This is a genomic window from Buttiauxella noackiae (assembly GCF_000737905.1).
Classification (GTDB): domain Bacteria; phylum Pseudomonadota; class Gammaproteobacteria; order Enterobacterales; family Enterobacteriaceae; genus Buttiauxella; species Buttiauxella noackiae.
In genome coordinates this window covers 216138-241945 of record NZ_JPRU01000001.1, presented here as the reverse complement: position 1 = coordinate 241945, position 25808 = coordinate 216138, and the positions used below count along the sequence as shown (strand labels likewise).

Annotated in this window: 17 protein-coding genes and 1 pseudogene; 8 read left to right on the top strand and 10 right to left on the bottom strand. The window is 49.1% G+C overall.

Going from position 1 to position 25808, the window contains the following annotated elements; translation table 11 throughout:
* Nucleotides 1-104: 104 nt before the first annotated feature.
* A complete protein-coding gene (locus IX31_RS01030; RefSeq protein ID WP_034455268.1) occupies nt 105-1817 on the top strand; it encodes an alpha,alpha-trehalase in 1713 nt (570 codons plus the stop codon).
* A 305-nt stretch (nt 1818-2122) separates the two neighbouring features.
* Complete coding sequence (locus IX31_RS01025; RefSeq protein ID WP_034455266.1) at nt 2123-4300, top strand: TonB-dependent siderophore receptor; 2178 nt, start codon at nt 2123-2125, stop codon at nt 4298-4300.
* A 111-nt stretch (nt 4301-4411) separates the two neighbouring features.
* Here IX31_RS01025 and IX31_RS01020 read toward each other — a convergent pair.
* The 3 genes and pseudogenes from IX31_RS01020 to IX31_RS01010 all read right to left on the bottom strand — a co-directional run.
* Nucleotides 4412-4708 (bottom strand): annotated as a pseudogene (locus IX31_RS01020) (Tn3 family transposase); the annotation flags it as partial.
* Nucleotides 4709-5192: 484 nt separating this feature from the next.
* Nucleotides 5193-5549 (bottom strand): hypothetical protein, encoded by a 357-nt coding sequence (locus tag IX31_RS01015; protein WP_034455263.1) that lies wholly within the window; start codon nt 5547-5549, stop codon nt 5193-5195.
* Nucleotides 5539-7863 carry a lysozyme family protein gene (locus IX31_RS01010; RefSeq protein WP_241767155.1) on the bottom strand — a complete coding sequence of 775 codons (2325 nt, stop codon included), beginning with the start codon at nt 7861-7863 and terminating at the stop codon, nt 5539-5541. Before IX31_RS01010 ends, IX31_RS01015 begins: the two co-directional genes overlap by 11 nt.
* A 451-nt stretch (nt 7864-8314) precedes the next feature.
* On the opposite strand from IX31_RS01010, the gene IX31_RS01005 reads away from it, so the two are divergent.
* The gene (locus tag IX31_RS01005) at nt 8315-10603 is read left to right on the top strand and encodes an FdhF/YdeP family oxidoreductase (RefSeq protein ID WP_034455262.1); all 2289 of its coding nucleotides are present in this window, start codon (nt 8315-8317) and stop codon (nt 10601-10603) included.
* Nucleotides 10604-10624: 21 nt separating this feature from the next.
* Nucleotides 10625-10768: a hypothetical protein gene (locus IX31_RS23350; protein WP_157837353.1), complete on the top strand. Its 144-nt coding sequence runs from the start codon at nt 10625-10627 to the stop codon at nt 10766-10768.
* Nucleotides 10769-10817: 49 nt separating this feature from the next.
* On the opposite strand, the gene IX31_RS01000 is transcribed toward IX31_RS23350, so the two are convergent.
* The 4 genes from IX31_RS01000 to ebgR form a co-directional block, all read right to left on the bottom strand.
* Entirely contained in the window at nt 10818-12308 is a 1491-nt protein-coding gene (locus IX31_RS01000) for an amino acid permease (RefSeq protein ID WP_034455260.1), read from the bottom strand.
* 91 nt (nt 12309-12399) lie between these two features.
* Nucleotides 12400-12852 (bottom strand): beta-galactosidase subunit beta, encoded by a 453-nt coding sequence (locus tag IX31_RS00995; RefSeq protein ID WP_034455259.1) that lies wholly within the window; start codon nt 12850-12852, stop codon nt 12400-12402.
* 13 nt (nt 12853-12865) lie between these two features.
* Nucleotides 12866-15937, bottom strand: a complete 3072-nt coding sequence (gene ebgA / locus IX31_RS00990; RefSeq protein WP_034455257.1) for a beta-galactosidase subunit alpha — start codon at nt 15935-15937, stop codon at nt 12866-12868.
* Nucleotides 15938-16107: 170 nt separating this feature from the next.
* A complete protein-coding gene (ebgR, locus tag IX31_RS00985; protein ID WP_034455255.1) occupies nt 16108-17091 on the bottom strand; it encodes a transcriptional regulator EbgR in 984 nt (327 codons plus the stop codon).
* A gap of 238 nt (nt 17092-17329) precedes the next feature.
* Between ebgR and ygjK the strand changes: the two genes are divergently transcribed.
* Entirely contained in the window at nt 17330-19699 is a 2370-nt protein-coding gene (ygjK, locus tag IX31_RS00980; protein ID WP_034455253.1) for an alpha-glucosidase, read from the top strand.
* A 175-nt stretch (nt 19700-19874) separates the two neighbouring features.
* Here ygjK and IX31_RS00975 read toward each other — a convergent pair whose 3' ends face one another.
* Nucleotides 19875-20126 (bottom strand): GlsB/YeaQ/YmgE family stress response membrane protein, encoded by a 252-nt coding sequence (locus tag IX31_RS00975; RefSeq protein WP_034455252.1) that lies wholly within the window; start codon nt 20124-20126, stop codon nt 19875-19877.
* A 233-nt stretch (nt 20127-20359) separates the two neighbouring features.
* Between IX31_RS00975 and ycgR the strand changes: the two genes are divergently transcribed.
* On the top strand, nt 20360-21091 hold the full coding sequence (gene ycgR / locus IX31_RS00970; protein ID WP_034457028.1) for a flagellar brake protein YcgR: 732 nt from the start codon (nt 20360-20362) through the stop codon (nt 21089-21091).
* Nucleotides 21092-21199: 108 nt separating this feature from the next.
* Here the strand turns inward: ycgR and emtA are convergent, their stop codons facing one another.
* Entirely contained in the window at nt 21200-21808 is a 609-nt protein-coding gene (emtA, locus tag IX31_RS00965) for a membrane-bound lytic murein transglycosylase EmtA (protein ID WP_034455250.1), read from the bottom strand.
* A gap of 134 nt (nt 21809-21942) precedes the next feature.
* Here emtA and ldcA point away from each other — a divergent pair, with 134 nt between their 5' ends.
* Together ldcA and IX31_RS00955 are read left to right on the top strand one after the other, a co-directional pair.
* Complete coding sequence (gene ldcA, locus IX31_RS00960) at nt 21943-22854, top strand: muramoyltetrapeptide carboxypeptidase (RefSeq protein ID WP_034455248.1); 912 nt, start codon at nt 21943-21945, stop codon at nt 22852-22854.
* Between the two features lie 100 nt (nt 22855-22954).
* Nucleotides 22955-24685 carry a potassium/proton antiporter gene (locus IX31_RS00955; RefSeq protein WP_034455246.1) on the top strand — a complete coding sequence of 577 codons (1731 nt, stop codon included), beginning with the start codon at nt 22955-22957 and terminating at the stop codon, nt 24683-24685.
* A gap of 43 nt (nt 24686-24728) precedes the next feature.
* On the opposite strand, the gene dadX is transcribed toward IX31_RS00955, so the two are convergent.
* Nucleotides 24729-25802 carry a catabolic alanine racemase DadX gene (gene dadX / locus IX31_RS00950; RefSeq protein WP_034455244.1) on the bottom strand — a complete coding sequence of 358 codons (1074 nt, stop codon included), beginning with the start codon at nt 25800-25802 and terminating at the stop codon, nt 24729-24731.
* Nucleotides 25803-25808 lie beyond the last annotated feature (6 nt).

Genomic DNA, 25808 nt, shown 5'->3' with positions numbered 1-25808 from the left:
CTTTAATATGCGACATGGCACCTGGTACTGCCCGCAAATTCGTCTAAGGTTTTCATAGGGTTGATCGCTAAAACTTCACGCGATCATGAAAAGGAGAACAATAGATGATAAATCCTGCTTTGCGCCGTCCTCGTAGTTTATTGCTTGCGATTCAAATAGCTATCGGTTGTGCGTTCGTCGCTTTTACCTTGCCCGCTTCGGCGGCTGACGAACAACAACCGCAGCCCCAGCCACCAGATGTGCTCCTTGGCCCGCTATTTACTGATGTCCAGACTGCAAAATTATTCCCTGACCAAAAGACCTTTGCAGATGCGGTTCCTAATAACGATCCGTTAATGATCCTTGCGGACTACCGCATGCAGCGCAATCAATCTGGCTTCGATTTACGTCATTTTGTGAATGTGAACTTCACCCTGCCGCGCGAGGGTGAAAAATATGTTCCACCTGAAGGACAGACGCTGCGTGAACATATCGATAGCCTGTGGCCGGTGCTAACGCGCACCACAGACAGCGTTGATAAATGGGACTCGTTGCTACCGTTACCTAAGCCGTATGTCGTACCCGGCGGGCGTTTTCGCGAAGTCTATTATTGGGACAGTTATTTCACCATGCTGGGGCTTGCAGAAAGCGGCCACTGGGACAAAGTGCAGGATATGGTGGATAACTTTGCCCACGAAATTGATGCCTGGGGGCATATTCCCAATGGCAACCGGAGTTATTATCTGAGCCGTTCGCAACCACCGTTCTTTGCTTTTATGGTTGAACTGCTGGCCAGCCATAACGGTGATGAAACCTACACCACTTACCTGCCGCAATTGAAAAAAGAGTACGCCTACTGGATGCAGGGTAGCGATGCATTGCAACCGGGTTCTGAAAACCTGCGCGTAGTGAAACTTAAAGATGGCTCAGTCCTGAACCGCTATTGGGATGACAGAGATACGCCGCGTACTGAATCTTATCTGGATGATGTGACTACCGCGAAAAACAACCCGAATCGGCCCGCGACAGAAATCTATCGTGATTTGCGTGCCGCTGCCGCCTCGGGCTGGGATTTCAGCTCTCGTTGGATGGATAACCCGGAACAACTTGGTTCGATTCGCACAACTTCAATCGTACCGGTCGATTTAAACGCCCTGTTATTCCAGATGGAAAAAACGCTGGCGCACGCCAGCACTGTTGCGAAAGACACCAGTGCTGCAACGCAATACCAGCAACTGGCAGATGCTCGCCAGAAAGCTCTGGAAGCGCATTTATGGAATAGCAAACAGGGCTGGTATGCCGATTACGATCTCAAAACTAACGCTGTTCGCTCTCAGTTGACCGCCGCCGCACTGTTCCCGCTTTATGTGCACGTGGCCTCGAAAGAGCGTGCGGACAAAATGGCAACCATCACTCGCGCGCAACTGCTTAAAGCCGGTGGGCTTGCGACAACCAATCTGAAAACGGGTCAGCAGTGGGATGCACCCAATGGCTGGGCTCCGTTGCAATGGGTGGCTACCGAAGGATTGCAGAATTACGGGCATAAAGATTTAGCCATGGAAGTCACCTGGCGCTTCATGACTAATGTGCAGCATACCTACAACCGCGAGCAGAAACTGGTAGAAAAGTATGATGTATCCAGCACGGGTACAGGCGGTGGTGGCGGTGAATATCCTCTCCAGGATGGTTTTGGCTGGACCAACGGCGTGACGCTGAAAATGCTCGATTTGTTATGCGGTAAAGAGAAGCCCTGCGATTCCACACCGGATAAATTGCCTTCTGCGACACCGGGGCCTGTCACTGAAACAACGAAGATTGAAGCCGCATCAGCCCAATAATATAGTTTCAACCTGACCCTCTCCTTTTCTCAAGGAGAAGGAGAAAAAACTCTCCCACAACCGACCTTGTCAGCCCCCCTCTCCAGGGAGGGGGTCTGGTAAAGTCGGCACTCTTCTGTAAAACACCTGTCTTTTCATGGGTTTTAATTCTCTACCTGCCAATATTTGCACTTGCTTACATAAACAATAACAATAATAATTCGCATTCCTATTCGTTATAAGATCGCCTGAATTTATATCAAACCCTCCGGCACAGATCGGCTCTTCAGGTGATAACAAAAAGACCTTCTCGGGAAAATAATTAAATGAAACTGGCATTTACCGTAAAGCGTTCCGCTTTACTCTGCGCGCTTGCTCTTGCTGCTCCAACCTACGCGATGGCGGAAGATACCGTCATTGTCACCGACACACTTACAGAAACCTCCACCAGCCCAACCCAGGGTTACAGCGCGACGGTCAGTCGTGGCGCCACCAAAACGGATGAGCCGTTAATCACTACCGGTCAGTCGGTGTCTGTCGTGACTCGTCAACAAATTGATGATCAGGGTGCATTATCGGTAAACAGCGCGCTTAACTACACACCTGGCGCTTTCACCGGTTTTGCTGGCGGTGCGACGCGTTATGACACAGTTGCACTGCGCGGTTTTCACGGCGGTGATGTGAATAACACCTTCCTTGACGGCCTGCGCCTGATGAGTGACGGCGGCAGTTACAACGTTGTGCAGGTTGACCCATGGTTCCTTGAGCGTATTGACGTTATCAAAGGGCCATCTTCCGCACTTTACGGGCAAACCATTCCTGGCGGACTGGTAATGGAAACTTCAAAACGCCCGCAGTTCATTGAGGAAGGCCACGTCCGTGCTATGTATGGTAACAACAATACCAACGGCACCGCATTCGACTATACCAATGCGATCAATGATGAATGGGCCTGGCGCCTCATCGGTATGACAAAAAATACCGATACCCAGTATGAGAAAACGCGTGAAGAACGCTATGCCATCTCCCCCTCAGTGTTGTGGCAACCGAGCGAAAATACCTCGTTGTTGCTGCGCGCTTATCTGGAAAAAGATCCATCGGGCGGCTTCCACGGTTCTGTTCCGTCTGACGGCAGTCTCTATTCTTCTACCGGACGCAAACTCGATACCGGTTTCTCTGATGTCGAACCGGGTAATGACGAATTCAAACGCCACCAGCAAATTTACAGTTACGAGTTCGCTCATAGCTTTAATGACGTGTGGGCCTTCCGCTCCAACGCCAGTTACACTCACTCAAATGTGGGCCTGAAGCAGGCTTACCAAATTGGCTGGGCAGATGCAGCGCACGATGAACTGATGCGTTATTACAGCGGTGAAACCTCATCGCTCGACGCTTACGCCATCGATAACCAACTGGAAGCGGATTTCGCAACCGGCGAACTGGACCACAAAGTGGTGCTCGGCGGTGAATTCCATAAATACACCAACAACCTCTCTGATGATTCCGCTTACACCACTAACCTGAATCCATGGACGGGCGAATCTGGCGGCCCTGGCGGTTTCTACTATTACGATCCACGCGACCCGACTTACTCCACTATTAATCAGGGTCTGTTGACCAAAGCAGGTAAGCGTCAGTACGAACAGACTGGCATCTATTTACAAGATGATATGAAGTGGAATCAGTGGCATATGACACTGTCTGGTCGTTACGACCATATGGTGACCAAAAGCCATATCGTGGCTGAAGCCATTGACAGTGACGTGACAGATAACCGCACCGATGATCATTTCAGCGGACGTGCCTCCCTGCTGTATGCGTTTAACAATGGGGTTTCTCCTTACGTCAGTTACAGCCAGGCAATTACACCGCAGGTTCTGCCTGATGCTGATGGCAAATTGCTCAAGCCGACCACTGCCGAGCAGTACGAAGCGGGTGTGAAATATCAGCCGGTTGGCACAGTAGATATGTATACCGTCGCGCTATACGACCTGACGCAGAAAGATGTCGGTAACCGTGTGGTTCAGGGCAGTTACTTTGAGCCAGCAGGTAAGGTTCACTCGCAGGGCGTTGAGCTGGAAGCGCGTTCACAGTGGAATCAGCGTTTCTCAACCATTGCTGGGTACACTTACAACAAAGTGCGCTTTAAGGATGCAATCGACGGTAACGACGGCAATACGCCGTATGTGACACCTGACCAAATGGCAAGCCTGTGGGGAATGTTCAAAGCCGACTTAGGTATCAGTCTGGGTGCGGGCGTACGCTATATTGGCAAGCAATGGGCGGATAACGAAAATACTCTGCGCGTGCCTTCTGTCACGCTGCTGGATGCGATGGTGCGTGCCGATATGGGTGCGTGGACGCCATCTTTAAAAGGTGCTTTCGTGCAGGTTAACGCCACCAACCTGACAGGCCGTGACTACGTTGCTGGCTGTTACGGTACGGGTTATTGCTACTGGGGTGCAGAGCGTTCTGTGATTGCCACCGTAGGTTACGATTTCTAAACCATTTTGAGTCACTCAAGCCGGTTAGTGCAGACTAACCGGCTTTTTTATGGGTTAAATTCATTCACCACGCTAATAGGGGTCCGCTTGGAAAACAGAAATCATCCCACGTTAAGACAGTTTTTTTGTACAACATGATGTCAACTGTGCGTATGGGTGATACTTTCCGGATCCCAGATGAAGATTATTACGCCAGACGTAATCTCCGCTCAGATTAATATGTTCCCAGCCTAGGGTCCCTGATTTCACCCAATCGATGCATAAAGACCGCTCGATGCGACCAATCTCTCTCAGTGCTTTGGCAAGTCCATTCTGTATTGGATAACTGGCTAATTTTTTCATCATCAGCAAGGCAGTGAATGTCTCCTGTTTAATCAAAGCCGCCATTTCATCCCAGTATGTCTCAATTTTATCACCCTTAATTAACGAGTACTAAAGTACGCCTTTATTTTCATTTAAATTAATCGTTCGTTTAGCTGTATTACACGAAAAATATGAGTTATTCGCAAATGAAGAGCCACATAAAAACATTGCGATCTATGTCATGAATTTATAATGACGCATCATAATTTTCCTCCATTTTAGATCATATCCTTTCTGTCCTGGCCCATTGTATATTTTTGCAAATGAAAATCAGTCTTTACTGCGGATGGGCTAAGTAGAACACTATCAGCCCCGATGAAGCTAACGATGCTTTTAGCTAATTTATTTCAGATTTACTAAGCACCAGAACGAAATCCTCAGAGCTGGTATGGCCAACTGCTGAGACGATAACTTTATGCTAAATAGACCGCCGCGAGATTTGAATTCTGCAGCGGTCTTTTTAACTCACAGGTATTCGTACAGTAAAAGCTTGTTACGACATACTAAGACTACGAGTCTGTGGATACGGTTATGGAAGCATTGCATCAAAATAATTCTTTTCTTCTTGATAATTTCTAACAAGACAATTATTCACTTCGGCCATTTCTGCATTAGTCCCTTTAGAATCGATGGTTTCCAGTTGGCATTTTTTATCAATCATCTGATCCCATGAATCTTTCAGGGACAAAATCAACGACGTATGCTCTGGGTTGTTACCAATTTGTTTATCAATAGATTTATTCAATTTATCTAATGCCGATTTGACTTCTCTTGAGCTTTTCTGATTAATACTCGCAAGCTGGCTATTTTCTTCCTCAGAAAATGCGGCAAAATTTTCCACAGAATATGAAGCAAACAAAATAAACAAAAGATATTTAATTTTCATAAAATCTAACTCTCCTTAAAAACCTATCTTGTGGAACATTTAACCATTGAGTTCTATTTGATAACATCTGACCGAATGAAGATAAATCGCCAGAATATGCGTAACGCTGAATTAAAGAACGAGCATAGGATGTGTAATCCCCACGGTATCTAAGATCTACAAGCAACTCTTTTATTTTTTCTGGAATATCATTCCATGCTTGTTCTGGAGTGGTATTTGGATTCGGATGATACACTCTGATGGTATCAGGCTTCTGACATATTCTTTTTACATCCGCTTCTAACCTATTGTAGGTAATAACAAAAAGCTCATATTGCTGCTTCCTGGTTATCTCATAATAACCAATACTGTTATCTACTGAATTATAACGATTTTCAGCATCTGAACCGGACAGGCCTTTTGATTCTACAAGCCAATTATTTATTGGCTGACTTAATTCAATAGAGTCAAAATCTGATTCTGGATCACTTTGATGCCCTAGATCATACCCTCGACCAATCGTTATCCCTGAAACACCTCCAGGCCAATGAATATGACGACTGAAATAAGGACTATCATTATTATCATTACCTTCAGCATCAAATGTTAACTGACCTTTAGGTACAGTTAACCATTTTATATCCATATCATCATCACCGGACATTACATATAAAAACTCAAGCGGATGAAAATGCCATACTGATCGCTGGCTGGCGAACGACGGCACCTTATCCATCCAGCGCGTGGCGTCCAGAAATCCCCCGTGGGTTCGCTGCATAATATGACATTCATCCCTGCTCTTAAATATCGATGCCCAGCGTGTGTCATCGCGGGTACTGTGCCAGTCACTGTCGTGCTTCACGACCAGACGCCGCACATATTCCGGGATATTCATCTGGTTTGTATGCAGTGCACCAAAGAGCAGCTCGTCCTGAGAGTTATCCGGATATGGGCCGAGCGACTTCCGGTTTTCAGCAATGCGGATCACGCTGTCATAAAACATTTTTGCCTGTGAGCTCTGTGGCCCTTTTTCACCCTCAAACTGAGAGTTAATGCTTTTCAGGGCCTCTATGACCCAGTTTTCGTCCAGCGTACGGGTAAAATCGGTTGTGGGGGCAGCTTCAATACAGTGAAAGTTTAACCCTGCTAAATCATGATGACTGAGTTGCTCCACGTCGTCCTGGTGCATCCAGCTATGGGGACGTATCTGGAAATACGTTACCCCGGTTTTATCCGTAAAGGGGTTGGTGGCATCGCGCGGGATAATTTTTCCGGCATCAGCCCGTGTAATGGCGCTCATCTGCTCAAAGGTACTGTCTTCACCATCCCCGTTTCGCAGATACAGCGGTCGTTTCAGCTTCAGTTTGATGAACTGTTTGCCCGTCTTAATGCCCTTAACGTTGGCCACAAAATCCGGCACATGCTCATCGAGGCTCAGCAGTTCAATATGGGTTTTATATTCGGTGGTGATAGTCTGCGGGTATCTGTCTGTGTCCACCATATCCTGTGCCCCCAGAAACCCGACCGGCTCCCCGGCTTTCACCATCACTTTCAGCGGGACTGGCGGTACCACCACATCGTCAAACACGCTGTGATTCAGGACATTATGTATCCAGTCAGGCAGACACACATAACATTCCCCGACAGGCTCCAGAAATTCCGGGCGCATGGAGATCCAGAAAAACGCTCCCGCTGGTTTACCGTCCTCAAGACGCTGCACCAGTGCGAACGGTTCCGGCTGACGTTCCAGCAAAAACGATTTCTGTTGCAGCACGGCCAGTGTTTCACCCACTATCAGCGTTCTGGCGTGGCCGTGTTTATTTGACAGGACATCCGGCACAATTTCGCGACTGTCATCATGACGGGAATATTTACGCATTCGCACGCCGTGACCTTTCTGTGTGACCCGATAAAGCGGGCGTTTCGGGTATTCCGACAGCGGGGCCATGTGCATGTAAAGCTGGTAAAGCGTCAGCCATGAAGATTCATCCTGCTCGTCGGATTTGTACACCGACCTGACCAGCACAAACGTACCGGACTGGCGCAGAGGCGACTCCTGGCGACGGAACTCAATATTCACGTAATCCCGGTTAACCCGCCATGCCACCACCTCGCCGCCCATCATAAACTGGAGAGGAACAGACTCTTCAGGTGTATCCTGGTTGAGCACCGACGCCGGAGAAGATGACGCACCGACATGAATGCCGCCATGCCAGTAACGATTTACGCCAATCAGCCACCAGCCATGGGCGTTTTTATGAAAGTCGGTCAGGAGTTCGCCATAGTTCTTATACTCCTGCCCGTCAGCCTTCCGTACCGGATAACGTATATTCATCATTCGTCCTTAAATGAAATTCATAAAACCCTAATCATCGCAGGGAGTTAAGCAGAAAGGGAGTAAAATTTATGCAGATCTTATTACTGAGGTATCTATCAACCCAGACTGGTTTACGGCGGCGGATACTGCTTAGATTTTACTCGTGGCGTGGGATATCTCCCATTTTACATGCAGACCCCTAATAAATTAAGGAGTAAGTCCGATGGCAAATCGGCACGCCCCGGAACTAACACTTTAGGAGTGTTTTTTAGTGGCAATATTATTCCAGAGGAATATTTAATCCGTTTATTTTAACAATCAAACACGATTTTCAACCCCAAATGGCCCTCACCCTTTCTATCAGGTAGTAGTTCTCTTACCCCCGCGTACCCCTTAGCCGTCCCGGTTGTGCGTCATTTTTTTGCTATGGTGCCCGCATAATTGAAGGTACGTTTTAGGCAGCAGATAAATGAAACAGAACGCTGAAAGTATTCGCAGTTACAACGGTGCCGCGGGCGGCTGGGGCGCAGTCAAAGGCAGCGCACTGGCGGTTCATGGGCAAAAAGCCCTGCGTCGCGGCGTGATTGCAATATTCAGGATGAATCAGGTAAAAGGGTTTGATTGTCCAGGATGTGCCTGGCCTGACCCCGATCACCGTTCGCCAATGGAACTGTGCGAAAACGGCGTAAAAGCCGTATCCTGGGAAGCCACGACTAAACGTGTGTCCCCTGAATTTCTCGCCGAACATCCGGTCAGCGAACTGTGGAACTGGAGTGATTTTGATCTTGAAGATGCCGGACGTTTAACCCACCCCGTTAAATATGATGCCCAAAGCGATACTTATCAGCCCATTAGCTGGGAGAAGGCATTCGAAGAAATTGGCGCGCAACTGCGTAGTTACAACGATCCTGACTGTGTAGAGTTTTACACTTCCGGGCGTGCCTCGAACGAAGCAGCATTCCTGTATCAGCTTTTTGCCCGTGAATACGGCACCAATAACTTCCCTGACTGCTCAAATATGTGCCATGGCCCAACAAGTGTTGGCCTGCCACAGTCCATTGGTATCGGCAAAGGTACGGTCACTCTCCAGGATTTTGAATCTTGCGAGCTGGTCATTTGTGTCGGCCACAACCCAGCAACCAACCACCCTCGCATGCTTAGTACCCTGCGAGAGGTTTCACTGCGCGGCGGAAAAATTATCACGATAAACCCTCTGCGTGAGCGCGGTCTTGAGAAGTTTAGTTTCCCGCAAAGCCCAGGCGATATGCTTACCAATGGTTCAACACCGCTCAGCAGCGGGTTGTATAACGTGCGCGTTGGTGGCGATATTGCTCTGCTTAAAGGCATGATGAAACTGATGCTGGAACACCAGCGTAGCGCAGAGATGCACGGCAAGCCGGATATTATCGATAATGCATTTATTGCCGAGCACACTGCCGGTTTCAAAGAGCTGGCAGAAGATTTAGCGAAAACGAGCTGGAGTGTAATCCTCAAAGAGTCCGGGTTAAGTTTTGCGCAAATCAGCGAACTGACGCACTGCTATGAACAATCCAAAGCCACCATTATCAGCTACGGCCTGGGTATCACCCAGCATGAAAACGGTTCGGAAAATATTCAGCAACTGGCAAATCTGTTGTTGCTAAAAGGCAATATGGGCCGCCCCGGCGCGGGCATTTGCCCTCTGCGCGGCCACTCCAACGTGCAGGGCGACCGCTCCGTAGGCATCAACGAGGCACCAGGCGAAACATTTCTCCAGGCGCTGGAACAACGTTTTGGCTTCACCGCGCCACGTAAACACGGCCACTCCGCCGTAGAGAGTGTGAAAGCGATTCGCGACGGACAATCTAAAGCGCTTATTTGCCTGGGTGGCAACATGGCGGTGGCAATGCCTGACCCGCTAGTGACCTTCCCGGCGATGCGCAAACTTGATTTGGCGGTGCATATGACCACCAAACTCAATCGCTCACATCTGCTGCTGGCAAAACACAGTTATATCCTGCCGGTATTGGGCCGAACCGAACGCGATGTTCAGGCAAAAGGTGTGCAAAGCGTCACCGTGGAAGATTCCATGTCGATGGTGCACGCTTCCTGCGGCGCGCTGAAGCCTGCCTCCCCGCATCTACGTTCCGAACCGGCCATTGTCGCGGGAATGGCGATGGCGACACTGCCACACAGCAAAGTTAACTGGCAGGAGATGATTGGCGACTATAGCCTGATTCGTGATGCCATCGAACAAGTGGTGCCTGGGTTTACCGATTACAACTGGCGTATTGAGCAGCCAGGGGGGTTCAGAATGTGGAATGGCGCATCGAACAGAATCTGGCTCACCGAAAATGAGAAGGCAAATTTCATCGTATTCAACACGCCTGACACACAGCAGGCGCTGTTGCCAGAAAACACCTTGATGCTCACCACAATGCGTAGCCACGATCAGTACAACACAACCATTTACGGAATGAACGACCGCTACCGCGGCATCACCGGGCGTCGTGACGTCATGTTTATTAATGCGCAACAGGCAAAAGAGCTTGGCATTGCTGCCGGAGACAAGGTGAATCTTAAAGCCGTCAACCACGAAGGCGTGCGCCACGAGCGAGTGGTCGAAGGGTTAACGGTAGTGATTCACGAAATGGCTGCGGGTGCGGTTGGGGCTTATTACCCGGAAACCAATATTCTTATCGACCTTGACCATCACGATAAACAAAGCGCCACCCCTGCGTATAAAAGTGTTCCGGTGGTGGTGGAAAAATCCTTGTAATCAACAGACGGGAGGTTGCCAATGGCAGTTTTAATGACATTACTTGCGATAAGCTTTGTTAACCTGGGGTTGGCATTTGGTGGCCGCAATCCTCGTGTGCATTTGTTTATTGCCGGTGGTTGTCTGATGGGCCTCGGGCTAATGATCTATCCGCTGGAGTTTTAGCCCCGGCGAATAAATGAAGCCAGCAGCTTAGCGCTGCTGGCTTTTTCAATCACAACCCAACGTGACTTGCGTTACTCACTTCAACACGCCCTTCTTGCTGCCGCTCAAGTGCAATTTGTGCAAGCGGCGTATCCGCTTCATAACGCGCCCTGGCATCCAGGCCTTTCTCGTATTTGTTGTATTTCCACCAGGCGTAGCCCAGGAAAATAACTAACCCGCCGACGTTATAAAACACGATAGTCATAATGCTGGCACCGGTTGGGAATGTGGAGGCGATAAACCCGACGGTGAAAATGACAATCAACACGCTGACAATGGTGATCCCCTGCATCCGAGTGCCCATACGGAAATCACGATTAACCTCATCGTATTTCATACGCAGATTCAGATACGCAAGCATGATAAACAGCGGCGGTAACATTGACGCAGCCGCAGTCATGTTAATAAGGGTATTCATCAACTCCTGTACGCTACCGGAACCCACGGTTGGGATAAGCATCAATGGGATAACAATCAGGAACTGAATCCACGCGGCACGCGTCGGTACGCCATGGGCGTTAAGGTGCACGGTTTTCTCGCCAAAGATACCTTTTGGAATTTCGGTGAAGAAGATTTTCACCGGAGCAGCAGTCCACATGAGCAATGAGCCAAACATAGCGGTGAAGGAGACAATCCCGACAAAGCGGTTCATCAGCGACGTAGGCAAGCCAAAGTGATTCGCCAACCCTTCAAACACCTGTACCGTACCGCCGGTATAGTGCAAATCGGCTTTGTGAACAAAGACGTTAATCAGCAGTGAGGAGACGGTATACAGGCCACCGATGAATAAACCAGACAAAATGATCACTTTGACAAAGGCTTTGCTGCCGCCTTTTACGTCATTGACGTATACCGCTACCGACTCAGCGCCACCCGCAGCCTGGAAAATCCACGCGATAATACCGAGGAATGCCCAACTGAACTGCGGTGTAATCGCCTGCACGTTGATTGGGTCAGCCGGTTCGACACCTCCAATCACAGCGGCCCCTGCAAGAATGATGTAGGAGAACGTAAGTAACAGCATCAGCGTCGAGGTGACAGAGGTCATCGGCCCCAACAATTTTGCCCCATGGTTTGAAATCCAGGTGGAGAAAGCAAACAGGCAAATGCTGATTATTGCCGTCGTTAACGGCGTGAAAATATAGTCATAGCCCAGGAAAGCATACGAGGCGTAGGCAATGACTCGCGGGAGTAACGAGGTAAAGAAAAACAGGTTAACAAACCAGTAGGTATAAGCGGTGATAAATGCCCAGCGGCCTCCTAACGCACTCTTCACCCAGGCATAAACTCCCGCTTCGGAATTACGGTTCAGCGAGACGAATTCCGCGATAATTAAACAGAACGGAATAAAATAAATTAGTGTCGCCACCAGGAAAACCGGTGCCGATGCGATACCTAACTGAATATTGTTATTAATGACGTTATTGAAGCTAAACACCGCCGCAAATGTCATCGCTAATAACCCGAACTTGCCAATAGTATTTCTGTTTGTTGAAGCCATACGAACTCCACACTGTAGGGTAAGTTTTAATAATTTTTTCGTAGGTCGGATGACGCTTGCGCCATCCGACACCAGTCAGGCGTTTAACACCCTATTTATTTAGAAAATACGTTTCTTCAATCGTGACTTTTAAAATCACTTTTTTAACGTCTTTCCCCTGCGAGAAGCGGTGTGCTTCGTGGTTTTCGCAGATGATAATGTTTCCTGCTTTAAGTTGATGTTTAACGCCCTGGCCACAAAAATACTCACGGTCAGTTTCATCGCTGTAGGCCATTTCAAGGGTTAACTCGTTTTTCGCTGCAACCTCAACTGTTTCTTGTCCCGCAATGTAATAATGAACATCGAAATAACGGCGATTCCCTTCAAATAAATCCATATTATTTATTGGACCTTCTGCAAGGCGATAAACCAATGAATCACCAATCGAATAAAAAATATCAGGCTTAATATTTTCGAGGTTATTAATGGCTTCGATACAACGCTGCCATTTTTTCCCCGCATGATAAGTCTGCTTAAAATCTTCTAAGGTATTTAAAATAATCATTACGTTTGCCCTATCAAGAAAGTGCGCGGTTGGTTTGCGGTTGGAAATCGTATTTCGCGAGATCAACCGTCTCCACCTGCGCTTTACTGAACGGCAACATCGTGAAACCGTAGTGGAATGGTTTGAGGTAAACGCGGAATGAATCGAGCACCTCAGAACCCCATGAGTTGGAGCCAAGCCCGAGGATTTGGTCATCGAGGTTTAATGTCAGGTAATCACCCTTTTCCAGCTCATTAATGTGCTGCGCCTGTTGCAACATTTCTGCGCTATATGGCCAGAGGCTAAAATTAATCGGCTTACGTGGCTGGATGAAAATACCGTTACCCTTTTCATCTTCAACACTCAACCAACGCACATCCTGACGGTTACCGTTATCCTGCGGGAACGGATAGTTTTCAAACAGGCTTTCTACTGGCTGGCGGTAATGGCCAATCAGATTGCTCTGGCAGCTGTCAGCGTAGTTTTCACCCGGTCCACGGCCATAATATTCAACCTGTTTAAAGCGTGTGCTGATGCCGAAATCGAGGCCAACTTTTGGAATAATGGCCTGATAATTTCCATATGGTGTACCTGACAAATCCAGGCTGACATGACCTGCCGGAGTTATGCGCCACTGATAAGTGCAGCGCATACCGAAATCAAACACCGGTGGTGCAATCGTGCTGGTAATCTCAACGACAATATCTTCACCTTGCGGGAAATGACGCATGGTGCGGAAATTATGCTGCATCAGGTGTACGTGATACGGCTGCCACAAACCTTCAAATTCCTGTTTGTGGTTATCGATAGTTGGTTTAAAGAAGGTCAGATGCGGTGCACGCCCAACAATCTCCTCACCGTCTACCAACCATGAAACCAGCTCACCGCTCAGGCGACAGAAAGTCAGAGCAAATTGATTGCCGCTGATAACCAGGCTGTGTTGCTGCGTTTCACAGCGTATTGCGCTGTGTTGATTGAGTGGTAATGACTCGCGAGAAACCGCCTGCTGACGCAAGATTTGGAACTGACCAAGCGAGTGCATCGCATCACTCCAGCTTGTCGCACTGCGCTTAACAATTTCAACATTGATAAATACTTCACCCGCTGGCAGCACAGGTGCGGTCAGTTGCAGCTCTTCGGCTTCACCTGGCAGCAAGTGCGGCAGTGACAATATTTGCTGCGCGATGGTTTGGCCATCAACCTGATACGCAACCTTGAACTCGATGTCTCCAAGGGCGCTGAACCAGTAACGGTTCTCCACCAGCAGTACATCACCCTGCTGCGTCGGGCGAATATTGACCGGGCAGATCACCTGCTTGTATTCACGTAAGCCAGGGCCTGGGCGTTGATCCGGATAGATAAGCCCATCCATGCAGAAGTTATAGTTGTTTGGGTAGTCGCCGTAATCACCGCCGTACTGATAGCGCTCACGTCCCTGCTCGTCATGCACCAGCAAACCATGGTCGCACCACTCCCAGACGTAATGCCCTTGCAAACTTTTGTGTTGATTAAATACGGCCTGGTATTGTGCTAACCCGCCGGGTCCGTTGCCCATTGCATGGGCGTATTCACAGATAATGCGTGGTTTCGGATGCGGATATTCGCCAAAGGCATTCATCATTGAGACGCGTGAATACATGGTGCTAATCACGTCCACGACTTCGGCGTCGCGATCTTCTTCGTAGTGCACAAGACGAGTGGGATCAAGTTGCTTACAGCGAGCAGCCATCGCACGTATATTGCAGCCGTAGCCTGACTCGTTACCCAGGGACCAGATGATGATAGAAGGATGGTTTTTCTGCGCCAGAACGTGGCGTTCAATACGCTCAACGTAGGCTTGCTCCCAGGCTGGATCGTCGGTGATACGGCTAATATTCCCGACGTTTGCAAAACCGTGACTCTCGACATCAGTTTCTGCCATTACAAACAGACCGTACTGGTCGCACAATGCATAGAAACGCGGATCGTTCGGGTAATGGGCTGTGCGTACTGAATTGATGTTGTGCTGCTTCATCAGGATGATGTCACGCTCAACACGCGCCATATCGACTGCACGGCCTTTCAGGCAATCATGATCGTGGCGGTTCACACCATGCAATTTCAGGTAACGACCATTAACGTAAAACAGGCCGTCGCGCACTTTAATATCGCGGAACCCGACTTGCTGTGGCACCACTTCGATGATTTCACCGTGGCTATCACGCAGCGTAAGCAGCAGTAAATACAGATTGGGGTGCTCTGCATTCCACTGCTTCGGTTGTTTTACCGGTATCAAGAACTGGCAGTTGGCACTGTTCTGTAAGCTAAGTGCATCGAGGCGTTGTTCAGCAATACATTTTTCGCCATCAAACAATTGTGCATGCAGCTGTAAGCCCACGACAGGTGTGGTCGATATATTGTTTAAGTCGCACGATACCTGAAGCTCAGCATCACAGTAGTTTTCATCAAATTCCGTCACCACGGTTAAGTCATGGATGTGAACTTGTGGCTGACCAATGAGGTAAACATCGCGGAAAATTCCGGCCATCCACCACATATCCTGATCTTCGATATAAGTAGAATCAGCCCATTGCATCACCCGCACGCTCAGCAGGTTCTCTCCAGCCTTCACATACGGGCTGAGATCAAACTCGGCGCTCAGACGACTGCCTTTGCTAAAGCCTACATAGTGGCCATTTACGTAAACTTCAAAATAGGTTTCTACACCGTCGAATTTAATAATGACCTGGCGTTGTAACCAGTCGGACGGTAGCGAAAACTGGCGCTGATAGGCACCGGTTGGGTTGTTGGTGGGAACAAAAGGCACATCGATAGGGAACGGATAACCTTCGTCGGTATATTGCAGTTTACCGTGGCCTTCCATTTGCCACATACCTGGAACAGTGATCTCCCCCCACTCCACCATAGGCTGGTGGTAAAACGCGTCAGGGACTTTTTGCGGGTGGTCGAAATAGTTAAACGTCCATTTCCCGCTTAGCAACACAAAGCCCAGGCTTTGCTCGCGGTTTAGCTCTTTTGCTTTTTCAACACTGCCATAGCCATGGAACCAGGCGCGCGGTGGCAGTCGGTTCTCAGATTGTTTTTCTATGTTTTCCCAATTGTTCACGCCAACATCCTCATTACGTGGGTATGGGCAAACAATAGTAAATATTTAGTAAAACTAAAAATTAAAGTTTACTAAATGCCGTAGCGATCACAATAAATCAACATGCGATATAAATAAAAAGCCCTGCTGATGTAAGAAACCAGCAGGGCTTATGAGATTAATTATTGATTTTATTCAGATGTTGTCGTGTCACGCAATTGTAAAGAGCTGGGGACAAAAACCGACAGCGGGATGGTGCGATCATCGCGCAGGCGCTCCATCAGCAGGTTAACGCCCTGCGCACCGATGGTTTCGGAATGAATTCTTACCGTTGAAAGTGCCGGGTAAACAAAGCGCGCGGTAGGGATATCGTTGACGCTTATCAGAGCCAGTTGCTCCGGCACTTTAATACCGTGTTCGTGCAGAGCGCGCAAAACACCAATCGCAATGGAGTCGGTCGCGACAAATAATGCTGGTGGATAATCACCTGATGAGGCAAGCATTTTCATCGCACATTGGTACCCGGCCTGGCTACTAAAATCCCCGTAGTAAACATCCTGCGGCTGAACGACTTTTTTACTCCGCCCATAATCAACAAACGCCTGTTCGCGCTGATCGGCATATTCAGGGTCATCCCGACCACCGATAAAACCGATACGCAGATAGCCACGTGAAATAAAGAAATCGATCACCTTCTGGCTAATTTTTGCTAAATCAACGCTCACACAGTCAAACCGTGGATCGTTAGTCACCCCATCGAGATACACCAACGGTAAATCCTGCTGCTCAAGCACCGCCTGTGTTGCAGGCTGGGGTTTACCAATGACCAGTAAACCGTCGGCTGCAACCATCGGGCGATCGCCTTTGAAGTCGTAACAGGAAACCAACGTAATACCTAACTTTTCACATTGAGTTTCAATGCCATAGCGCATAGCCAGGTAATAGGGATCGTTGATTTCCAGCTCTTGCCCATGGGTATAAAGAGCAGCAAAGGTAAGACGCTGGCCGGCCTGACGTTTGGCGCTGGGGACTTTGTACTCCAGCCGCTCTGCCGCTTCGAGGATTTTCTGGCGAGTCTGACTCTTAACGCTCAGTGTGGGATCGTCATTCAGGACCCGTGAAACCGTAGCCACAGATACCTGAGCCGCATGAGCGATTTCCTTCAATGTAGCCATAAGATCCCAATAATCAATAGGTGAAAACAATAGCTTAATGGCACATGACAGCCATGTATACCCCGGAGTTTAACCACTTTTACTGCAATTTGAAGTTGTGATCCAGCTGGCGCTTTGCTAATTCAAGTGTATTTTTTAGTAAAAAATTATCTAAGATAACTAACTTTTACACTGCCATAACAATAATACGGCCGAGTGAAATACTCATGATGAGCTCTTTGATCGGTAAGGAAACGGCATGAAACCATTACTACGACTTACCCCACTTGCAATACTGCTCGTAATGTCAGGATGCAAATCCACACACCAAGATACGACAGCCCTTAAGGCCAATGATTTCCAGAACGTTATAGACCGCACCGGTGCGCCGCACGCGATGCTTGATTACGATTTCGACGAACATCAACGCTTTAATCCGCTTTTTGATGATGGCGCCTGGCATGGGCATTTGCTGCCAGCAAGTAGCGAAGGCATGGGTGGTTTTCCAGGCCCAGCTTTGCTGACCGAAGAGTACATCAACTTTATGGCGAATAATTTCGACCGTCTGAGTGTGTATCAGAATGGCAAGAAAATCGCGTTTACTATGAAGGCATATAGCATTCCAGGGGCATTGATACAGACACTCATATCCCCTGGTGTCACAGTGAAAATGACGCTGCGCTTTGTTACATCACGCACTTCATTGCTGGAAACAGAAATCACGACTGACGCGCCACTGGAGCTGGTTTGGGATGGCGAGTTACTGGAGAAGTACCATCTTCAGGAGCAAAAACCTCAGTCTGATGAAACCATTGAGCAGGCGTTTCCGGGCTACACCCGCACGCTGCATGCCACATCAGATGGTCTGAATGTCACTTTTGGCAAAGTACGTGCCGACTCAAACCTGATGACATCTGGCCAATCACAGTACCAAATCCATAAAACGCTGCCGATGCGCACCCAAATTGACGGCCACCGATTTGTTGCAAAAGCCAATATTGAAGGTTCAACCACCCTCTACACCACTTATTCTCATTTGTTGACAGCTGCTGAAGTACAAAAAGAACAAAGTAAAATCGCCGATATTCTCAAACATCCTCAGCCATATCTGACGGCATCCGAACAGCGGTGGGAAGGTTATTTGAAATCAGGGCTAAAAAACCCTGCCGCGACGGCGGCGCAAACCCGTGTGGCAGTAAAAGCTATCGAAACGCTGAATGGAAACTGGCGTGGCGTGGCAGGTGCGATGAAGTTTGACTCCGTCACACCATCTGTAACTGGACGCTGGTTTTCCGGCAACCAGACCTGGCCGTGGGATACCTGGAAGCAGGCTTACGCTATGGCGCATTTCAATCCTGACGTGGCAAAAGATAACATCCGCGCAGTCTTCGCCTGGCAGATTCCAACAGACGACCCGTTACGCCCATGGGATGCAGGCTTTGTTCCAGATTTAATTGCCTATAACACCAGCCCGGAGCGTGGCGGTGATGGCAGCAACTGGAATGAACGCAATACCAAGCCAAGCCTTGCCGCATGGTCTGTGATGGAAGTCTACAAAGCGACGGGTGATAAAGGCTGGCTTGAGGAAATGTATCCGCATCTGGTGGCCTATCACGACTGGTGGCTACGTAATCGTGACCACAACAGAAATGGTGTACCGGAATATGGTGCCACGCGTGACAAAGCCCATAACACCGCAAAAGGTGAAATGATCTTTACCGTCAAGCGCGGTAGCAAAGAGCAAAAAATGGTAGGGCTTGATAACTACAACCGGGTTTTGCGTAGCGGGAAATATGACAGCATTGATATTCCGGCTCAGGTTGCTGCTTCGTGGGAGTCCGGACGTGATGATGCTTCCGTATTTGGCTTTATCGACCCTGACCAGTTGCAACGTTATCTGGATAAAGGCGGCAAGCGTGAAGACTGGCAGGTACTGTTTGCTGAAAACCGCGATTCGAGTGGGAGCCTTGTCGGTTTTTCACTTTTGCAGGAGTCTGTTGATCAGGCCAGCTATATGTACAGTGACAGCAGCTATCTGGCTGAAATGGCAAAAATTCTCGGCAAACCGGAAGATGAACAACGTTTTAGTCAACATGCTAAGAAACTGGCCAGTTATATCAACACCTGTATGTTCGACGATGCCACAGGCTTCTATTACGACATTCGGATTGAAGATAAACCGTTAGCCAATGGCTGTGCAGGCAAACCAATAGTTGCACGGGGCAAGGGACCGGAAGGATGGTCACCATTATTTAATGGCGCCGCCACTCAATCACATGCGGATGCCGTCGTGAAGGTCATGAAAGATCCGAGAGAGTTTAATACCTACGTGCCACTGGGGACTGCCGCACTGACGAATCCGGCATTTGGTGCTGATATTTATTGGCGTGGACGAGTGTGGGTGGATCAATTCTACTTTGGGCTAAAAGGAATGGAACGTTATGGCTATCGCGCCGATGCCGTGGAGATGGCTAATCGTTTCTTTGCCCACGCCAATGGCCTGATGAGCGATGGTCCAATTCGCGAGAACTATAATCCGCTTAATGGCGCGCAACAGGGGGCACCGAATTTCTCCTGGAGTGCTGCGCATCTCTACATGCTGTACAACGATTTCTTCACGCAAAAGTAGTCAACGTAAAACGGCCCCAGAACTGGGGCCGTTACAAAATACCTAAAAACCTATTCTCTGAATACCTGGCATTGCATCAAGGCAGCAAACTCAGGAATCTCCAGTCACTTACTCGAGTAAGTGACTGGAGTGAGTACAGCCAACGCCGAGGCAACTTCAGGCATGGCGAGAATAGTTAGCGTCGAACCATGCGGTAAATAACCAGAACAATAATCGCACCGGCTACTGCGACAAGGAAACTTGGCAAGTTAAAGCCCGTGACACTGCCGCCGATATGAAGAAATGTTGCAATCCATCCACCAACGACAGCACCAATAATCCCTAAAATACAGGTCACGATAAAACCGCCGCCGTCTTTTCCAGGCATAATTAGTTTTGCGATAACACCAGCTATCAAACCGAAAATAATCCAGGCCAGAATACCCATGTTGAACATCCTCTTCATTATTGTGTGTGGTAACAAGCCAGAATCCGCATCAGTTTGGCCGCGAGTTCTGTCTGTCGGTACGCTAAGTATAATCAAATGTTAGGAAAGTGTGACTAACATCACTAAGCTATTGAATTTATCCGCTTCACGCCTTGAGATTTATCTTAAGTTTTTTACATTATTGCCGATAAGTTTGCTTACCGCTTTCAAAACACCACAACATGGACCTGGCCTTGAGTAACTATAACGAGCAGTTTCTGAAACAAAGTCCTCTGGCAGTATTAGGCGTGTTACGTGATCTCCATAAAAACCAAGTGCCGGTTCGTCTGAGCTGGCCATCGGGGCAATTTATCAGCAAGATCCTTGAGGTCACGGCAAATGGTTTGATCGTGGATTTTGGAAGCCAGGGGCATGAAAATCAGTCGGCGCAAAAAGCGACCAACATACAGTTCATCGCTGAGACGGAAGGGGCGAAGGTAGAGTTTATAATGCCTAAAATGCAGGTTATAGATTACCTGAACTTACCCGCATTCCACGCCCCGCTACCTCCCGCTTTGTGGTTTGTGCAACGCCGGGAATATTTTCGCATCAGTGCCCCGCTTCAGCCCTATTACCTTTGCAATACCACGCTCTCTAATGGCTCTCCATTCCAGTTCAGACTATGTGATTTGTCATTAGGGGGAATGGGTGCATTAGTTGACGGGCCTCTGCCTGAAGGGTTGAGCGCCGGAATGCGTTTTTCACAAGTGGAAATAGATTTAGTGCAGTGGGGTAAATTTCATTTTGATATGCAGTTGATAACGCTTTCTGAACGAAAAGTGATCGACAACAAAAATCAGACCATCAGCACTCCTCGCCTGAGTTTCCGCTTCCTGAATGTGAACCCGGCCGTTGAGCGCGAGCTGCAGCGCATTATCTTTTCGCTGGAACGATCGGCGCGTGAAAAAGCAGAACGAGTGAAGTAGACAGTTTAAGGCTGAGACTAAAAAATTCGAGTTGCATCAAGACCACAAAGCCGCAAACCCCGTAAACATAGAAAAATGTGACAGGAATTTGCGGCTGCGCTTTAAGTGTTACATGGCGTTTAAAGCCCGGGAGACCTTATACAGATAACGTGGTGCCTGAGGTGCCGGATGGTTCTTCGCGATGTAATCGTAAAACTCGTCAGGGCTCAGGTCATTAATCTCGTTAATGGCCTTTTTGCGATCCGATGAGAAGGTTCTGAGCAAAGCGCCCGCACCGTTGGCATAAGAAGCCAGCAACGCATACTGCATCGTTTGCGGATCTTCAATACCAGCCAGAATGCCATGTTCCAGAATGCTTAAGTAAGCTGTGCCAATCGAAATGTTTCGCGCCGGATCTTTAAGCTCGCTGGTTGACGGCTCGCCGCCCCATCCCAGATGGCGATATACATCACGGCCAGCGGTTGAGGCTTTAATCTGCATCAAACCAACCGCATTGGACTTGCTGACAAGCGTAGGATTACCGCCTGATTCCACTGCAATAATCGCCGTAACCACCCGTGGACTCACTCCCCACTCTTTTGCGGCCTGATCGGTTATTGGCATCCAGGTTAATGCACGTTGTACCGGTTTTGTAGGGTCCCACTCGGGCTGTTTGGTGGTATGACTTGAACAACCTGCTAAAAACAAAACCAATACAATGAGCCATCTGATATTCACGCATCTATCCTTATAAAATTACCCGGAATATTGAAATCTGTGGGGTAAACAACATTGATTCATCGCCGCCTGGCGGATGACAACCACCTTTGATAACGGCATGATAACCAATTCACTTTCAGCAAGGAAATGCCATGTCCACGATTCGTTTGATTGCCCCTTCAGGTTTCTGTGTTAATCAGGCTGCTGCTGCGCGCGGTATCGAACGCCTGAAAGCCGCAGGCCATCGAGTGGAAAACCAATCCGTTGTGACCCGGCGCTTTCAGCGTTTCGCCGGAACTGACGACCAACGACTTGCTGATATTCAGGATTTATCCGCACTCCCGAATGAATGCGATATCGTTCTGGCGGTGCGCGGTGGCTATGGTGCATCCCGTTTGCTTGAAAATATTGACTATTCGAGCCTGGGACACGCGTTCCACGAACGTACACCGATTATTTGCGGGCATAGCGATTTTACCGCAATCCAGTTAGCCCTCTTATCCCAGACCGGTGCCATTACATTTAGCGGACCAATGCTTGCCGGTAATTTTGGTGCCGATGAGTTAAACAGCTTTACCTGGCAGCATTTCTGGCAGGCGATTACTGAGCCGCAATTTACCCTAACCTGGCAGAGCCCAACGCCTGCATGTTCGGCAAGTGGCACGCTATGGGGAGGAAATCTCGCCATGCTGGTTTCAATGTTGGGCTCGCCGTGGCTTAACGTGATTGATGGTGGCATTTTAGTGGTCGAAGATATTAACGAGCACCCTTTCCGCGTGGAGCGCCTGTTATTGCAACTCCACCACGCCGGAATTTTAGCGCGTCAAAAAGCCCTGATTCTCGGTAGTTTCAACGGCGCAACGTTAAGTGACTACGACGGCGGTTATGATTTCGATGAAATGTGTCGCATGTTAGAGCAGCGGTTATCCATTCCCGTGCTGCGCGGTTTACCGTTTGGTCATGAACCCGAAACCGTCACTCTGCCATTGGGCGCTTTTGGCGAACTACAGCATGACGGGCAAACCGCCAGCCTCACCGTCAGTGGCCATCCGGTAATCAGGTAAAAAAATTCGTTTCAGCCCTTCAGATAGCACGATGAATCAATAGTTTCCGTGTTAATATTTTCCACACGAATAGATACAGGCGCAAAGGAGAAAGATAATTTTGGACGCAGGGGCAATAGTCAGTCTGTTTATTTTAGGTTCCGTACTGGTAACTTGTAGCATCTTATTGAGTTCCTTTTCCTCGCGTCTTGGTATCCCCATTCTGGTTATATTCCTCGCTATTGGTATGTTGGCGGGGATTGATGGTATTGGTGGCATTCCGTTTGATAATTATCCTTTCGCCTATTTAATCAGTAACCTGGCACTAGCGGTGATTCTGCTTGATGGCGGTATGCGCACCCAGGCAAGCTCCTTTCGCGTAGCCCTTGGCCCCGCACTATCACTTGCGACCGTCGGTGTGCTTATCACCTCAGGCTTGACTGGCATGGCCGCAGCCTGGCTGTTTAATCTCAATCTCATCGAAGGTTTGCTGATTGGCGCGATAGTCGGTTCAACGGATGCGGCAGCCGTATTTTCCCTTCTGGGCGGCAAAGGGCTGAACGAACGTGTTGGCGCAACACTTGAAATTGAATCCGGCAGTAACGACCCGATGGCTGTGTTTCTGACCATCACGCTCATTGAGATGATTCAGAAAGGTCAAAGCGGCCTAAGCTGGATGTTCCTGGTGGATATTATCCAGCAGTTTGGTCTGGGGATTTTGCTTGGCCTCGGCGGTGGTTATCTACTACTGCAAATGATCAACCGTATTACGCTGCCACAAGGGTTGTATCCGCTGCTGGCATTAAGCGGTGGGATTATGGTGTTTGGTATCACTACCGCGCTAAACGGCAGCGGTATTCTGGCGGTCTACCTCTGTGGTTTCCTGCTCGGCAACCGCCCTATTCGCAGCCGCTTTGGCATCTTGCAAAACTTTGATGGGCTGGCATGGTTTGCGCAAATTGGCATGTTCCTGGTACTGGGCTTGCTGGTCAATCCAACCGACCTGTTGCCGATTGCTATTCCGGCGCTGCTGCTGTCTATCTGGATGATTTTCTTTGCTCGCCCGTTATCTGTTTTTCTCGGCCTGCTTCCGTTCCGTGGTTTTAACCTGCGCGAGCGTGTGTTTATCAGTTGGGTCGGCCTGCGTGGCGCGGTGCCAATCATCCTTGCTGTATTCCCGATGATGGCGGGCCTTGAAAATGCGCGCCTGTTCTTTAATGTCGCCTTCTTCGTGGTGCTGGTGTCGCTGTTATTACAAGGCACGTCGCTCGGTTGGGCGGCAAAAAAAGCTAAAGTTGTGGTTCCGCCCGTCGGCTGGCCTGTATCCCGCGTTGGCCTGGATATTCATCCGGAAAATCCTTGGGAGCAGTTCGTTTATCAGCTTAGCGAAGATAAATGGTGCATCGGAGCCTCCTTGCGGGATCTGAAAATGCCGAAAGACACGCGCATTGCAGCGCTGTTCCGTGACAATGTTCTGATGCAACCCGGCGACCGTACGCGTTTGCAAGTGGGTGATGTGCTCTGCGTCATTGGTCGTGAACGCGATCTACCCGCTCTGGGTAAGATGTTTAGCCAGTCGCCACCTGTCGCACTCGACCAACGCTTCTTCGGTGATTTTATTCTCGAAGCCAGCGCCCAGTTTGGTGATGTCGCGACCATTTACGGGCTGGAACTTGATGATAACGTCGATACTCAACAAACATTGGGTGAGTTTGTGGTGAGCATGTTAGGCGGCGCGCCGGTGGTGGGTGACCAGGTGGAGTTCGCTGGCATGATTTGGACTGTCGCTGAGAAAGAAGATAACCAGGTGCGTAAGATTGGTGTGCGCGTCGAGAGTGAAGAAACTGAGTAAGCAGGATAAAGGGCGGGAAACCGCCCTTATGAGATTAAAACAATTAAAACTGCGTCACTACCGGTACTCGTGGCGCCAGGGCACACATCAACTCATACCCCACCGTTCCGGCTGCATGGGCCACATCATCAATTTTCACTTCATTGCCCCATAATTCGACCGGGCTACCAATACCAGTATGCGGACATGGAGTGAGATCCACCGCCAACATATCCATGGAAATAGCCCCGACGGTATGCGTTAGCACCCCATCAACTCGCACTGGCGTACCATCTGGCGCATGGCGCGGGTAACCATCAGCGTAGCCGCAGGCAACAATACCAATACGCTGCTCGGTATTTGTCCGGTAACGACTGCCATAACCCACGGCATCACCCGGTTTAAGACTCTGTACACCAATAATTTCACTTTGCAGGCTCATTACTGGCTGCAAGCCGCTGGTGGCAACATCGCACCATTGCCCACTCGGAGATGCGCCATACAGAACAATCCCTGGCCGCACCCAGTCGAAATGCGCTTCCGGGTGCCAGAGTGTTGCCGCCGAATTAGAGAGCGAACGCGGGCACTCTAAACCTTCAGCCGCCTGCTCTATGCGCTTCATTGGTTCAACTATGCCATCAGGTTGTTCTGCATCGGCAAAGTGTGCCATCAACGTAAGTTGACCGACATTCGGGATAACACGTAGTTGCTGCCATATAGAATGCACCCGGTCAGGGCTAAACCCGAGACGGTTCATTCCGCTATTCATCTTCAGGTAAACATCGAGCGGCGCATTAAGTTTGGCATTAGCTAAAGCTTTTACCTGCCAGTTACTGTGCAGGCTGGTGGTCAAACGATACTGGTCAAACAGCGGCAACTCATCGGCGTGGAAGAAGCCCTCCAGCATTAAAATCGGCCCTTTCCAGCCTTGTTCACGCAACAGGATGGCTTCTTCAATATTAAGCATCGCGAAACCATCGGTTTCCCTTAACGATGACCAGATACGTTCAATCCCATGACCGTAAGCATTCGCTTTAACCACCGACCAGACTCGCGAATGAGGAGCGGCCTGGCGAACAACATTTAAATTGTTACGTAGCGCGCTGAGATTCAGCGTCGCAATAACAGGACGGGACATTGTCCT

What these genes read in the sequence shown, in the direction of transcription:
- IX31_RS01030 (WP_034455268.1), top strand. Translation starts at nt 105, where the DNA reads ATGATAAATCCTGCTTTGCGCCGTCCTCGTAGTTTATTGCTTGCGATT.
- IX31_RS00995 (WP_034455259.1), bottom strand. Translation starts at nt 12,852, where the DNA reads ATGATTATTTTAAATACCTTAGAAGATTTTAAGCAGACTTATCATGCG.
- IX31_RS01005 (WP_034455262.1), top strand. Translation starts at nt 8,315, where the DNA reads ATGAAACAGAACGCTGAAAGTATTCGCAGTTACAACGGTGCCGCGGGC.
- IX31_RS01025 (WP_034455266.1), top strand. Translation starts at nt 2,123, where the DNA reads ATGAAACTGGCATTTACCGTAAAGCGTTCCGCTTTACTCTGCGCGCTT.
- ygjK (WP_034455253.1), top strand. Translation starts at nt 17,330, where the DNA reads ATGAAACCATTACTACGACTTACCCCACTTGCAATACTGCTCGTAATG.
- dadX (WP_034455244.1), bottom strand. Translation starts at nt 25,802, where the DNA reads ATGTCCCGTCCTGTTATTGCGACGCTGAATCTCAGCGCGCTACGTAAC.
- IX31_RS01015 (WP_034455263.1), bottom strand. Translation starts at nt 5,549, where the DNA reads ATGAAAATTAAATATCTTTTGTTTATTTTGTTTGCTTCATATTCTGTG.
- ebgR (WP_034455255.1), bottom strand. Translation starts at nt 17,091, where the DNA reads ATGGCTACATTGAAGGAAATCGCTCATGCGGCTCAGGTATCTGTGGCT.
- ldcA (WP_034455248.1), top strand. Translation starts at nt 21,943, where the DNA reads ATGTCCACGATTCGTTTGATTGCCCCTTCAGGTTTCTGTGTTAATCAG.
- IX31_RS00975 (WP_034455252.1), bottom strand. Translation starts at nt 20,126, where the DNA reads ATGGGTATTCTGGCCTGGATTATTTTCGGTTTGATAGCTGGTGTTATC.
- IX31_RS01000 (WP_034455260.1), bottom strand. Translation starts at nt 12,308, where the DNA reads ATGGCTTCAACAAACAGAAATACTATTGGCAAGTTCGGGTTATTAGCG.
- IX31_RS01010 (WP_241767155.1), bottom strand. Translation starts at nt 7,863, where the DNA reads ATGAATATACGTTATCCGGTACGGAAGGCTGACGGGCAGGAGTATAAG.
- IX31_RS23350 (WP_157837353.1), top strand. Translation starts at nt 10,625, where the DNA reads ATGGCAGTTTTAATGACATTACTTGCGATAAGCTTTGTTAACCTGGGG.